Source organism: Acidimicrobiia bacterium (genome assembly GCA_040878325.1).
GTDB lineage: Bacteria > Actinomycetota > Acidimicrobiia > Spongiisociales > UBA11373 > JAUYIV01.
In genome coordinates, this window is sequence record JBBDMM010000002.1 from 23,540 (window position 1) to 35,762 (window position 12,223).

The following is a 12,223-nucleotide window of genomic DNA, read 5'->3' on the forward strand; positions in this document are numbered from 1 at the left end:
CCTCACCGTGACCAGTCCCCCGACTTTCCCCCCGACTTGGCCAGAAGCCGGATCGGGCCGATCTCGGCAGACCGATCGATCGACTTGACCATGTCGTAGAGAGCGATTGCGCCGACCGCCACCCCGGTCATCGCCTCCATCTCCACCCCGGTGCGGCCCACGGATTTGACGGTGACACTGATGCGCGCGCCGCCGGCGACCTCCTCGACTTCGGCCACGATTGAGGCAAGCGGGATCGGATGGCACAACGGGATCAGTTCGGCAGTCCGTTTGGCCCCTCCGATCGCGGCGATTCTCACGGTGGCGAGTCCGTCACCCTTCGCCAGGGTGCCGGCGAACAGTGCCTTCTGCGCGTCCGGCGAGAGGCTGACCACCCCCTCCGCCGTCGCCGCCCGTTGCGTCTCCGGCTTGGCGGAGACGTCGACCATCCACGCCCGACCGCGCTCATCGAGGTGACTCGACTCAACCACCGAGGGCCTCCGCTCTCGTTCGGCGTTCCACACTCTTGAACCACTCGACCTCGACCCTATCGCCCACCGCGACCGAACCGACCCCGACCGGGACCACGGCGAAGGCATCGGCCGCGGCGAGCGCCGACAGCATGTTGGACGCCTGGCCACCGGCGAGTCGCACCACCTGTAGCGGGTCGCCGCCACTGACGACGACGCGGAGGAACACCACCTTCTCGGCGTCCGTCTCCAACGCCTCCCCGGCCACTCCCAGCGACCGAGGGCGAAACAGCCGCCGCGACCCCATCCGGGCCAGGAGCGCGGGCCGCACGAACTGCTCGAAGGCCACCGTCACGGATACCGGATTACCGGGTAGCCCGAACAGGGGCGTCCCCCCGACAAACCCAAAGGCGAACGGCTTTGCAGGCTGCATCGCCACCCGCCAGAAATCGACGGTACCCAGGTCGGCGAGGACCTTCTTGACGAGGTCGTGCTCCCCCATCGACACCCCGCCGCTGGTCACGATCGCATCCGCCGCCTCGCCGGCCTTCTCGAGAGCGGTCCGCAGCGCCGCCTCGTCGTCGGGCACGATGCCGAGATCGATCACCTCCGCCCCGAGTTCGTCGAGCATCCCGATCAGCATGGGACGGTTCGAGTCGCGGATGGTGCCGGGGGCGAGCTCGGCGGTGGCCGCGCCAACGAGCTCATCTCCGGTCGACATCACCGCCACCGTGGGGCGGGCGATCACCATCGGCTCCGCGATCCCGATCGAGGCGAGCACACCGAGATGGGCGGGGGTCAGCCGCTCCCCCGACTCGAAGACCACCGCGCCCGCCTCGAGATCTCCACCGGCGGGCCGCACATGTGCACCGGGGGCCACGGCGGTCGACACTCGGACCCGGCCATGGCCCCCGTCGGTGTCCTCGACCATCACCACCGCGTCAGCACCGTCGGGGATCAGGGCCCCGGTCATGATGCGAGCCGCGGTACCCGGCCGGACAGCTCGCGCCGGCACCGAGCCGGCGGGGATGTCGTCGACGACTTCGAGTTCCACGGGACCGCCGGAGGTATCGGCGGCCACCACCGCGTAGCCATCCACCGCCGAGTTGGCGAAGGGGGGCACCGGATGCGGGGCCCGCACGTCGGCGGCGAGAGCCAAACCTGAGGCGTTCTCCAGCGCCACCGTCCGGGCGGGAAGCACCGACATCGCATCGAGCACCGCGCGCTGCGCCGCGGGTAACGACCTCACGCCGGCTCCTCGATGCCAAACTCGGAGCCGTCGAGCAGCCGCCGGATGTTGGCCTGATGGCGAATCACGATCAGCACGACGATGGCCCCCGCCCAGACCAGCGCCCAGCCGCGGTGCCCGAACGCCGCCAACACGGGCACCAGGGAAACCGCCACGATGATCGACGCGATCGATGCCTTCTTGGTGGCCGCCACCATCAGCGCCCAGGCGACGAGGAACCCCACTCCGGCCAGCGGCTCCAACCACACGATCACGCCTGCCGCCGCCGAGACCCCCTTCCCGCCGTGAAAGCGATGCCAGATCGGGAAGCAATGGCCCAGCACTGCAGCAAATCCTGAAGCGAAGCCCACCACCTCGCCCACCACTAGTTCCCCGGCCATCGCCGCCACGAATCCCTTGGCGAGGTCGCCCACCACCACGGCACCCGCCATACCCCGCCCCATGCTCCTGAGCACGTTGCTGGCACCCGGATTTCCGCTGCCCTTCTCATAGATGTCGACGCCCCGGAGGCGCGGCAAGATCACGCCGAAGTCGACGCTGCCAAGGAGATAGCCGCCAAGGACGACCGCGATGGTCTCGAATTCCACGGCCGTGAGTGTAGGAATTGGGCGCCGACGCCGGTCCCTAGGATGACCCGGTGCTAGGGGTGCTCGGCGGGTCAGGCTTCTACGAGTTCTTCGACGACCCGCAACCGCGGTCGATCGCCACGCCGTATGGTCCCCCAGCCGCCGACCCGGTTATCGGCGAAGTCGAAGGGGTCGAGGTCGCCTTCATCCCGCGCCACGGCCTCGACCATCAGTTCCCGCCGCACCTCGTCCCGTTCCGGGCGAACATCTGGGCTCTGAAAGAACTCGGGGTCGACCGGATCGTGTCGGCGAGCGCGGTCGGATCACTGCGTATCGACTACGCCCCCGGCCACTTCGCCATCCCCGATCAGATCGTCGACCGCACCTGGGGCCGCCCGTCGACCTTCCACGAGGGGCCCGAGACCCATCACTTGTCCTTCGCCGACCCCTACCACCATGGGTTGCGAGAAATCGCCCTCGACGGGATGCGATCCACCGGCGCAACGGTTCAGGACGGCGGGACCGTGGTCGTGGTGCAGGGACCTCGGTTCTCCACCCGTGCCGAGAGTGCCTCATTCGTCGCCTCCGGCTGGGATCTGATCAACATGACCCAGATGCCCGAGGCCTGCCTCGCCGGTGAGGCTGGCATCGCCCTGGTGAACATCAGCGTGATCACCGACTACGACGTGGGGATCGGAGACGGCCCTCCGGTGACTCACGAAGAGGTGATTCGCCGGTTCGGCGAGTCCGTGGGAACCCTCAAGGCCGGGCTCCGCAGCATGCTGCCTCGCATCGCCGGGTTGCCGCTGTCGTCCTAGCGCACGACAAGGGCCTTCCCGGACGGACCGCCCTGGGATACCTTCGAACCGATGTACTGGCTACAACGGCCGCCCTATCTCCGTCGGGCGGCAGCCGCCCTCCTAGTCGTCGCCGCGATCGCGTGGGACCTGCGGGGATCATCAACCGAGGTCCATCCCTTCGCCGCCCGCCCGATCGCCGCCGGAGCAATGATCTCGGACGCCGACATCCGGTGGCGGCGTCTGCCGACAGGAGCCTTCGAGATACCGGAACTCGGCGACCGGGCGGCTGCCGTAGACCTGGCTCCCGGTGAGCCCATCATCGGGGCGGTGCTCACTGCACCGGCACCCATCCCCGACGGTTGGTGGGCGGTTCCGGTGGAAGTGGGGCCTCACGCGATTCCGGGCGACCCGGTGATGCTGGTGATCACCGACCCGCCGCTGACCATCGGCGGCATCGTGGTCAGCACCCAGCGGGGCGACCCGTACTCCCTCGACTATCGCCCCGCCCTGGTGGCAGTGCCGGGAGAAGTCGCTCCCCTCGTCGCCGCGGCCGACCGGGCGGGTCTGCTGGTCGCCGCGACGAGGCCGTAGGGAGCAAAGAGCCGAGAGACGCCGCGAAAGAGGGTTACTCTCGGACCGTGATCGAATCCGCCTTGTGGGGACTCGTCCAGGGCCTCACCGAATTCCTCCCCATCTCCTCCAGCGGCCATTTGGTGCTGATCCCGGCGTTGCTGGGAATCGACGGGCCGGACCTGGCCACTTCGGCGATCCTCCACTTGGGAACCCTCACTGCCCTCCTCTGGTTCTACCGGCGGGACCTGTGGGGAATCGTCGCCTCGCCCAGGTCGCAACGCAGCCGCACCATCGTGATGCTGCTGGTGGTGGGGACGATCCCGGCGGCTTTGGTCGGGTTGACCCTCGAGACCCCCATCGAGGTGATCTTCTCGGAGCCCTGGATCGTGGCCATCTGCCTGATCGTCACCGGCGGGGTCCTCGCCCTGGCATCGCTACTCCCGGCCGGCACTCGCAGCGTCGAGGACGGGACGTGGCGCGATGCGCTGCTGGTGGGCGTTGCCCAGGCCTTCGCGCTGCTTCCCGGGATCAGCCGTTCGGGGATGACCATCACCGGCGGGCTGGCGTCAGGGTTCTCCCGGAAGGAGGCGGCACGACTGGCGTTCCTCCTGGGCATTCCCGCCATCGCCGCCGCCGGCGGCCGAGAGACGCTGCGGATGATCGATCGGGGTGGCTTCGAACCGTCGCTTCTGTTGGGGATGGTCGTCGCCGCGGTCAGCGGCTACCTGGCCATCTCCCTGCTGATCCGGCTGATCGAGCGAGTCGGCCTGATGCCGTTCGCGGCGTACTGCGTCCTCTTCGGGGCGTTCTCGTTCATCGCGCTGTAGGGCCGAGCTTTGCTCGGCCCGCAATTCGCAATTCGCAATTCGCAATTCGACCGATGGTCAAGCCGCATCGTGGAGATTGGCCGTTTCGCGTTGGACGCCTCTTTCTCGTTCTGGCTAATCGCCAAGGGCTAATCGCCTATCGCTGGGCTGAGCGGAGCGAAGCCCTCCCAATGGAACCAGACCTTCTCGCCCTTGAACAGCTTTGCGGCGGGGTCCCAGGGGAAGTAGATCACCACCTTGAATTCGACGGGCTGGTTGGTGGGCTCCACCCCGAGCCATGGGCCTTGATGAGTGCCAGTGACGTCGGCCATCTCGAAGACGCCCTGGGGGCCGATCACGATGTCGGTCAGGTTGAAGACGATGTCGGGAAAGGCGCCGAGCAGCTCCATGTAGAAGCGGGTGGCACCCGGCTTGCCCTCCCACCGGTGGCCGGTCTGCACCAACTCGTAGACACAGTCGTCGGTGAGGGTCGACATGAGGCCGGCGATGTCGCGGTTGTCCTCGGAGATCGAGTGGTGCTTCCACAGCTCGCGTACCTCGCGGTACTCCTCCGCCGAGAAGTCGCGCCGCAGCTGCTCGAGAATCGCATCGTGGGCCATGTTGGGCTCCTCCCGCGGACAGGGTCTCGATCCTAGGGACCCTTCTCCGAACTCTTGCCGGAGGCGGGAGGCGGGAGGCCGGAGGCGGATCTCCTCAGAAGTGCACCGACACCTCGGGGGGCCGGTGCCAGCCGAACATGAGGTCGGCGCGGGCGAGCGCCTCGGGGGTTCCTTCGACCAGCCCGAGCCAACCAAGCGCGGCGAAGCGGGGGCTCCCCAGGTAGGCGGCGCCGAGGTGCTCGGTGGCCACCACCAGGTCGGCGGCGGCGTCGGTTCGTTCGCACTCGGCACCGGCCGGACCGCGAATTCTCCAATCAAGGGTCTTGAAACCCGGCGGCGCAGAGCATACGTTCCCGGCGTGGTGCGCTCACCCGGCGCACGGCTGGCGGTGCCCCTACTGACGATGGCGATGATGGCCCCCGGAGCCCCTCCGGCCCGGGCCGCCGACGGGTGCGTCACCACTCCGGTCGGTCTCGAATGCACCTTCGAGGGCCACACCTACACGGTGGTGACCACGACTCTCCCTCCCCTGAGATACGTGCAAACGACCACCATGGCCGGGGTCGGCATGTGTTGGCGGTGGTCCCGGTACCCGCCCGGGTTCGACTCCACCCATCCGCCCCACCACGACCTGATCGCCGTTACCAGAACCCTGTTCCCGGAGTGTCCGGCGGTTCCCGGCGGCACCTCCATCTCGGTGAGCGAACGGGCGTGGCAGGTCTTCCGCGACTTCGCGCTCGCCCGCCCCCTCCCCCGGTTACGGCCCGAAGTGGGGATCGCCAACCTGCCGTCGCTCCTCGACGTTCCTCGTCCAGCCGCGGTGACGCACTCCGAACTGCTGCCCGATGGCAGGCGGCTCGAAGTGGTGGCCCGCGTCCAAAACGCCCGCGTCGATTGGGGTGACGGATGGACCGAAGCGATGAGTGCTTCGCAGGTCTTCGGAGGCGCCGCATCTCACCCCTACCTGCTGAAGACGTGCGCCCCCAACCAAAGGCCGGGAAATGCCCCCGCCGGCCGCTGCCACTCCACCCTCGCCGCCTATCCGGTACGCGTCACGTTCGTCTGGACGGCGCGGTACCGGGCCGGCGGCTCCTGGATCGACCTGGGCTCGATCGAGCGAAACCGGACGGTGCAACACGACGTCGACGAGGTGATCGGCGTTCAAGTCAGGGGCTGACTGGCGATTGGCGATTAGCGATTGGCAAGATCTGCGAACGCGTGCGATACGGGTCAGGATGATTCAGGCGGAAGGCGGAAGGCGGAAGGCCACCTCCTCTGGACTGGAGACTGGAGACTGGAGACTTCCTAACCTCTCCCAATGCTCGATCCTTCCACTCCGGCGGGTTCCAAGGCGGCGGCGCTTCTCGACGACGCCGTCGTCATCTGGCTCACCACCGTCGACGCCAAGGGACAGGCGAAGGCATCCCCCGTGTGGTTCGTGGTGGACGATGGCGAGTTCCTCATCTACAGCCTGGCGGACACCCCGCGGGTGCGGAACATTCGCGCCAACCCCCGGGTGTCGCTCAACCTGGACAGTCGGGAGGGCGGCGACGTCGTCGTCATCGAGGGTGTCGCCCGGGTCGTGGACGGGGTATCGAGCGAGGACCACTCGGCGTATCAGGACAAGTACCGCAGCCACATGGCGTCGCTCGGTTACACCTCGGCGCAGTTCGCCGCGGGGTATCCGACTTCGATCCGGGTGGCTCCCACCAGGTGGCGGGTCCACTGACTATCGAGTCCCCGATGGCGTCTACTGTGACTTGTCCAACTCTGAGGTGAAAAAACCACGATGTTTCGCAAGAGACAAAAGCCCACCGAGGTCGTCCGGATGGACGAACTCGAACAACTCGCTGCCGAGGGGAAGCCGATCCTCATCGACTTCTGGAAGGTCGGCTGCAACCCCTGCCGGGTCATGGACGGCATCGTCGGCGAACTGGCAGATGAATTCGCCGGGTCCGCCCACATCGTCAAGGTCAACGTCGGCATGGTGCCCGGGGCGATCGAGGCATTCGGTATCCGCTCGACACCGACATTCGTGCTGCTGGGCCGCTCCCAGAAGAAGCCGTCCAAGAAGGCCCGCAAGCGCGCCGGAGGCGCACCGGCCCCCTCGACCGCACACTCCCCGCGGTGGCGCGCGTCGGGCCTCGTCAACAAGGACGTGCTCACCAAGGCACTCGAGTCGAACGGGGCCAAGCGGTCCTAGAGACCTCATCCGCATCCCCCCCGGTATCGGTATTCTTCAGTCCATGCCCTACGTCGAGGTCAAGCCGCCCCGCCCGATCTTCTTCGGACTGGCGCTGATCACCATTGGGGTCCTCTTCCTGCTGCGGGAGTTCGACGTCGTCCCCGACATCTCGTTTTGGACCTTCGTGTGGCTGGCGATCGGCGGATGGCTCTTCGTCGGCACGCTCGCCGGCAGTCGCAGAGGCTGGTTCTGGCCGCTGACGCTCCTGTTGATCGGCATCTTCATGCTCATGCGCGACCTCGAAGTGTTCGATCAGGACTTCTCGATCTGGCCAATCGTGGTGATCGCATTCGGGCTCGCCATCCTGTTCGAGGCCATGGGTTGGGGTGGTCGTGCCAAGTCGAAGCCCGAAGTCTGGCGTCACGAATCCTGACCAGGGGGCCTGACTCCGCCCCCAAGTGCCCTGGACCGCGGTCATGGTGATGGGCACCCAGGAAAGCGCACAACGCCCGGCGCTCACCGGACTCACGACTGCCGAAGTCCGCCGCCGCGTCGCGGCGGGCGCGGTGAACCGGGTCCCTGGCGGTCCGAGCCGCACCGTCGCCGAGATCATCAGGGCCAACGTCATCACCCTGTTCAACATCCTCCTCGGCGCGCTGCTCGTCGTGATCCTCATCGTGGCGCCCCCGCAGGACGCCCTCTTCGGCATCGTCCTGGTGGCCAATGCGGCGATCGGGATCATCCAGGAGCTGCGAGCCAAGCGAACCCTGGACCGGCTGGCTCTCCTCAGTGCTCCCCGGGCAGTCGTGATCAGGGATGGGGTCAAACGGGAGATTCCCGTCAACGAGGTGGTCATCGACGATCTGCTGGCAATCGCCCCCGGCGACCAGATCGTCGTCGATGGACTCATCGTGCTCGGGCAGGGGCTGGAGATCAACGAAGCACTGCTCACCGGGGAGGCCGACCCGGTGCCCAAGGAGCACGCGGACGAGGTGCTCTCGGGCTCGTTCGTGTCATCGGGTTCGGGGGTCTACAAGGCACGGAGGATCGGGGTAGACGCCTACGCCGCCAAGCTCGCCGCCGAAGCCAAGAAGTTCACGCTGGTCAACTCCGAGCTGCGCCGCGGGATCGACTGGATCCTCGCGGCCATCGGATGGGTGATGGTGCCGACGATGGCGATTCTCATCCTCAGCCAGCTGCAGGCGAACGACGAGCTGAAGGAGGCCATTCGGGTCGCCGTCGGCGGGATGGTGGCGATGATCCCTCAGGGCCTGGTCCTCCTGACCTCGGTGGCATTCGCCGTCGGAGTGGTGAGGCTGGGCCGGCGCAACGTCCTCGTCCAAGAGCTGCCGGCCGTCGAGGGCCTTGCCCGGGTGGATGTCATCTGCTTCGACAAGACCGGGACCCTCACCGAAGGGCGGATGTCAGCCGAAGAGATCCTGCTGCTGGTCGACGAGGATCAAGCGATCGATTTGACCGACGCCCTCGGGGCCCTTGCGGCCGCGGAGCAGACCCCTAACGCCACGATGCTGGCCATTGCCGAGCAGTTCCCCGAACCGGCCGGATGGATCGCCACCGCAACGGTGCCGTTCTCCTCCGCCCGGAAGTGGAGCGGAGCGAGCTTCGGCGCATTCGGTTCGTGGGTCATCGGCGCCCCCGAGGTGCTGATGCCGAACGATCGGACGATCAGCGGTGCCATCGGCGATGCCACCGCGCGCGGCAAGCGGGTGCTGCTGGTCGCCAGGTCTCCCCGACCGCTGATCAAGCAGGAGGTCCCACCCGATCTCGAACCGGTCGCCCTCGTCGTCTTGGCCGACCGGGTACGGGCGGACGCCGCCGAGACGCTGAAGTTCTTCGCGGAACAGGGGGTGCAGGCGAAGGTGATCTCCGGCGACCATCCCGACACGGTCGCCGCCATCGCCCGCGAGGTGGGCCTCGACGGCGAGGTGGTCGATGCCCGCCACCTTCCCGAGGACGAACGAGAGTTGGTGGCGGTGCTCGAGCGGGGGACGATCTTCGGCCGGGTGACCCCTCACCAGAAGCGGGCGATGGTGAAGGCGTTGCAGTCCCGGGGCCACGTGGTCGCCATGACGGGAGACGGCGTGAACGACGTTCTCGCATTGAAGGACGCTGACATCGGGATCGCCATGGGATCGGGCTCAGGTGCCGCGCGGGCGGTCGCCCAGCTGGTGCTCCTCGACGCCTCGTTCGCCACGATCCCCAATGTGGTGGCCGAAGGCCGCCGGGTGATCGGCAACATCGAGCGTGTCGCAAACCTGTTCGTCACCAAGACGGTGTACGCCTTCCTCTTCGCGGTGCTCGTCGGCATCTTCGCCCGGGTCTTCCCGTTCGTCCCCCGCCACCTGACCCTCATTGGCACGCTGACCATCGGCGCTCCGGCCTTCTTCCTTGCGTTGGCGCCACGCAACGACCGTGCCCGGCCGGGGTTCGTCGGGCGCGTCCTCAAGTTCGCCGTGCCGGTAGGTGCGATCGCGGCCATTGCCACTTTCAGCGCCTACGAACTGGCCATCTCGGAAGGCGTCGATCTGCTGCAGGCCCGCACCCTGGCCACGATCGTGCTGGTGGCAATCGGGATGTTCGCCCTCATCATGAACTCCCGGCCCTTGGACGCGGGCAAGCGGGTCCTCATCGGCTCGATGGGGGCCCTGTTCGGGCTGATCCTGGTGGTCCCGGGAATGCGCGAGTTCTTCGAACTCGAAACACCGCGCTTGCTGGTGCTCCTTGCCGGCATGGGCATCATCGGGGTGACCGGGGCGCTGCTCTATGCGTCACTGCGGTCCGTCGGATGGCTCCGGCAGATGCCCGATCTGCTGCGTACCCCCTTCGAGGGCGCCGACGGACCGGTGGGCGCCCTTCGCAACGGCATCGCCCGCATCCGCCAGCGCGCCAGCCGGATCAGCCAAACCCGGGAAGCCTCCAGCCGCCAGCCTCCAGCCGCCAGCAAGAAATCAGATTTCGAGCAATAGGCACATCAAGGTTTGGCCAATCGCCTATCGCCGGCATCGCAAAGCGAGGCCTCACTCGATCTCGATCTCCAGCAGTGAATGCGCCTCGCGCAGGGCCGCCTCCACCTCCCCGGCAGATTCGCCGCTGGCGAAGATGAAGCCGAGGTAGCGATCCCCCTCGGGCAGCGGATCGATTCGCCGGCCGATCGGCACCGTGATCTCCACCGAGCTGACGCCTTCCACTTCGCCCACCGCCGCCAGGCCACGCACCGCCCGCAAGATCCCACCCCTTGCGATCGGAATCATCATCGCCCCGCTAGCCGCACCCTCCCGGCCCATGCCACGGCGCGGCATGCCGAGGGCCGCGCGGATGAGCAGCGACTCGAGGCTCTGGCGGAGCATTCCGAAGCGAAGGGAGCGGCCGCACAACCCGCCGATCGATCGCGAAGCCACCTCGATCACCTTCGGCCCCCCGTCGGTGAGTCTCAACTCGGCGTGCACCGGTCCGTGAACGAGGCCGAGCGCCGCCACCGCCTCACCAACCACCAGCTCGATCGCTTCTGTCACCTCCGCCGGATGACGCGAGGGCGTCACGTAGATGGTCTCCTCGAAGTAGGGGCCGGTCAAGGGATCGGGCTTGTCGAACACGGCCAACACCTCTAAACCTCCGGTACCAACCAATGCCTCGACTGCCACCTCGTCACCCTCCAGATATTCCTCGACGAGCATGGGCAATGACTCGCCGGCAGCGGCAACGATCGATGCCACCCGCTGCGCTGCGGCTCGCGCCGAGTGGCGGTCGTCGGCACGGATCACTCCGCGGCTGGCCGACAGGTTGCGGGGCTTGACCACCACCGGGTAGCCGATGGCGTCGGCTACCCCCACCGCCCCATCGGCATCATCGATCGAGGCGAACCGCGGCTGCGGAACGCCTGCCGCCTCGAGGAACTCGCGCATCACGATCTTGTCTCGGGTAGCCGCCACCGCCGCGACGGGGTTGTGGCGCAGGCCGAGAGCCGCTGAGGCCAGGGCGGCAATCAACACGCCGGAATCGTCGACACCGATCACCGCATCGAGCGAACGATCGGCGGCGGCAGCGACGATCGCGGCCGCAGCCACCGTCGGGTCGGAACAATCGATCGGCACCACCGAGGCGACTCCCAACGAAAGGGGAAGTGGCCCATCGGTTGCCACGACCAGTTCGACACCCAACTCGACGGCCGCGCTCACGAAGTCGGGGCCGCGGTAGCCGGAGGTGGGGAGAACCAATCCGAGGCGAGGCATCTCCCTAATCATGGCGCGGAGGAGTCACTTCCTGCCTCGTTTACCATGCCTGGCTCATGCCCATCGACGATCGAAAAGTGATCTCCGTCACTCCCGAGGCGATCGAGGCCATCGTTGGAATCCGCGCGGAAGAGCCCGACGCAGGTGATCTGGCCCTCAGCGTGGCCATCAGCGGCGTGCGCGGCCTGCAGTTCGCCTACGAGCTGACCTTCATCCCGACCGCCGACGCGGCCGACGACGATGTGATCCAGACCTTCGGGGAACTGCCCGTGGTGCTCCGGGCCGACAGTGTCCCTCGCCTCGAGGGCGCCACGATCGAGATCGGCGAGTCAGGTCTCGGCATCGACAACCCGAACAACCCCAGCCCCTCGATTCCCATCGGCGGTGCGGTCATGACGGGGCCAATGGCAGAGAGGGTGGCCCAGGTGCTCGCCGAACAGATCAATCCCGCAATCGCCGCCCACGGCGGCCGGGCCGAGTTGGTGGGAGTCGAGGGCACCACCGTGTATCTCAAATTGGGCGGCGGTTGCCAGGGGTGCGGTATGGCCCGGGTCACGCTCGGGCAGGGCATCGAGGTCGCCATACGTGGCGCCGTCCCCGAGGTCGGCGAGATCATCGACATCACCGACCACGCCTCCGGAGAGAACCCGTACTACGAGGCGGCGAAGAAGTAGGGCGCCGAGCTTCGCTCGGCACCCGCGATGGTCGGCCGGCTGCGCCGGCCT

General features: G+C 67.5%; 15 protein-coding genes. 9 read left to right on the plus strand and 6 right to left on the minus strand.

Going from position 1 to position 12,223, the window contains the following annotated elements:
• Positions 1-2 precede the first annotated feature (2 nt).
• From moaC to plsY, 3 genes are read right to left on the minus strand one after another with little or no spacing between them, the layout of a single operon-like run.
• On the minus strand, positions 3-470 hold the full coding sequence (gene moaC, locus WD184_01000; protein ID MEX0825326.1) for a cyclic pyranopterin monophosphate synthase MoaC: 468 nt from the start codon (positions 468-470) through the stop codon (positions 3-5).
• Positions 463-1,698, minus strand: coding sequence for a gephyrin-like molybdotransferase Glp (gene glp, locus WD184_01005; protein ID MEX0825327.1), 1,236 nt, complete (start codon positions 1,696-1,698; stop codon positions 463-465). Before glp ends, moaC begins: the two co-directional genes overlap by 8 nt.
• Complete coding sequence (gene plsY, locus WD184_01010; GenBank protein MEX0825328.1) at positions 1,695-2,285, minus strand: glycerol-3-phosphate 1-O-acyltransferase PlsY; 591 nt, start codon at positions 2,283-2,285, stop codon at positions 1,695-1,697. The genes glp and plsY overlap by 4 nt, the downstream gene beginning before the upstream one ends.
• 50 nt (positions 2,286-2,335) lie before the next feature.
• Between plsY and WD184_01015 the strand changes: the two genes are divergently transcribed.
• The 3 genes from WD184_01015 to WD184_01025 are packed head-to-tail and all read left to right on the plus strand — an operon-like array spanning position 2,336 to position 4,464.
• On the plus strand, positions 2,336-3,082 hold the full coding sequence (locus WD184_01015) for an MTAP family purine nucleoside phosphorylase (GenBank protein ID MEX0825329.1): 747 nt from the start codon (positions 2,336-2,338) through the stop codon (positions 3,080-3,082).
• Between the two features lie 51 nt (positions 3,083-3,133).
• Positions 3,134-3,655 (plus strand): SAF domain-containing protein, encoded by a 522-nt coding sequence (locus WD184_01020; GenBank protein MEX0825330.1) that lies wholly within the window; start codon positions 3,134-3,136, stop codon positions 3,653-3,655.
• Between the two features lie 47 nt (positions 3,656-3,702).
• The gene (locus WD184_01025) at positions 3,703-4,464 is read left to right on the plus strand and encodes an undecaprenyl-diphosphate phosphatase (GenBank protein ID MEX0825331.1); all 762 of its coding nucleotides are present in this window, start codon (positions 3,703-3,705) and stop codon (positions 4,462-4,464) included.
• A 128-nt stretch (positions 4,465-4,592) separates the two neighbouring features.
• Here WD184_01025 and WD184_01030 read toward each other — a convergent pair whose 3' ends face one another.
• Together WD184_01030 and WD184_01035 are read right to left on the minus strand one after the other, a co-directional pair.
• Complete coding sequence (locus WD184_01030) at positions 4,593-5,063, minus strand: ester cyclase (protein MEX0825332.1); 471 nt, start codon at positions 5,061-5,063, stop codon at positions 4,593-4,595.
• A 94-nt stretch (positions 5,064-5,157) separates the two neighbouring features.
• Positions 5,158-5,370, minus strand: coding sequence for a sterol carrier protein domain-containing protein (locus WD184_01035; protein ID MEX0825333.1), 213 nt, complete (start codon positions 5,368-5,370; stop codon positions 5,158-5,160).
• Between the two features lie 54 nt (positions 5,371-5,424).
• Between WD184_01035 and WD184_01040 the strand changes: the two genes are divergently transcribed.
• The 5 genes from WD184_01040 to WD184_01060 all read left to right on the plus strand — a co-directional run bounded on the left by WD184_01040 (position 5,425) and on the right by WD184_01060 (position 10,235).
• The gene (locus tag WD184_01040; protein ID MEX0825334.1) at positions 5,425-6,240 is read left to right on the plus strand and encodes a hypothetical protein; all 816 of its coding nucleotides are present in this window, start codon (positions 5,425-5,427) and stop codon (positions 6,238-6,240) included.
• A 141-nt stretch (positions 6,241-6,381) separates the two neighbouring features.
• Complete coding sequence (locus WD184_01045; protein MEX0825335.1) at positions 6,382-6,792, plus strand: TIGR03667 family PPOX class F420-dependent oxidoreductase; 411 nt, start codon at positions 6,382-6,384, stop codon at positions 6,790-6,792.
• Positions 6,793-6,852: 60 nt separating this feature from the next.
• On the plus strand, positions 6,853-7,266 hold the full coding sequence (locus tag WD184_01050; GenBank protein ID MEX0825336.1) for a thioredoxin family protein: 414 nt from the start codon (positions 6,853-6,855) through the stop codon (positions 7,264-7,266).
• A 43-nt stretch (positions 7,267-7,309) separates the two neighbouring features.
• The gene (locus WD184_01055; protein MEX0825337.1) at positions 7,310-7,681 is read left to right on the plus strand and encodes a DUF5668 domain-containing protein; all 372 of its coding nucleotides are present in this window, start codon (positions 7,310-7,312) and stop codon (positions 7,679-7,681) included.
• 25 nt (positions 7,682-7,706) lie between these two features.
• Positions 7,707-10,235: an HAD-IC family P-type ATPase gene (locus WD184_01060; GenBank protein MEX0825338.1), complete on the plus strand. Its 2,529-nt coding sequence runs from the start codon at positions 7,707-7,709 to the stop codon at positions 10,233-10,235.
• Between the two features lie 51 nt (positions 10,236-10,286).
• Here the strand turns inward: WD184_01060 and WD184_01065 are convergent, their stop codons facing one another.
• Complete coding sequence (locus WD184_01065; GenBank protein MEX0825339.1) at positions 10,287-11,498, minus strand: ATP-grasp domain-containing protein; 1,212 nt, start codon at positions 11,496-11,498, stop codon at positions 10,287-10,289.
• A 56-nt stretch (positions 11,499-11,554) separates the two neighbouring features.
• Between WD184_01065 and WD184_01070 the strand changes: the two genes are divergently transcribed.
• On the plus strand, positions 11,555-12,172 hold the full coding sequence (locus WD184_01070; GenBank protein ID MEX0825340.1) for a NifU family protein: 618 nt from the start codon (positions 11,555-11,557) through the stop codon (positions 12,170-12,172).
• The last annotated feature ends 51 nt before the right edge of the window (positions 12,173-12,223 follow it).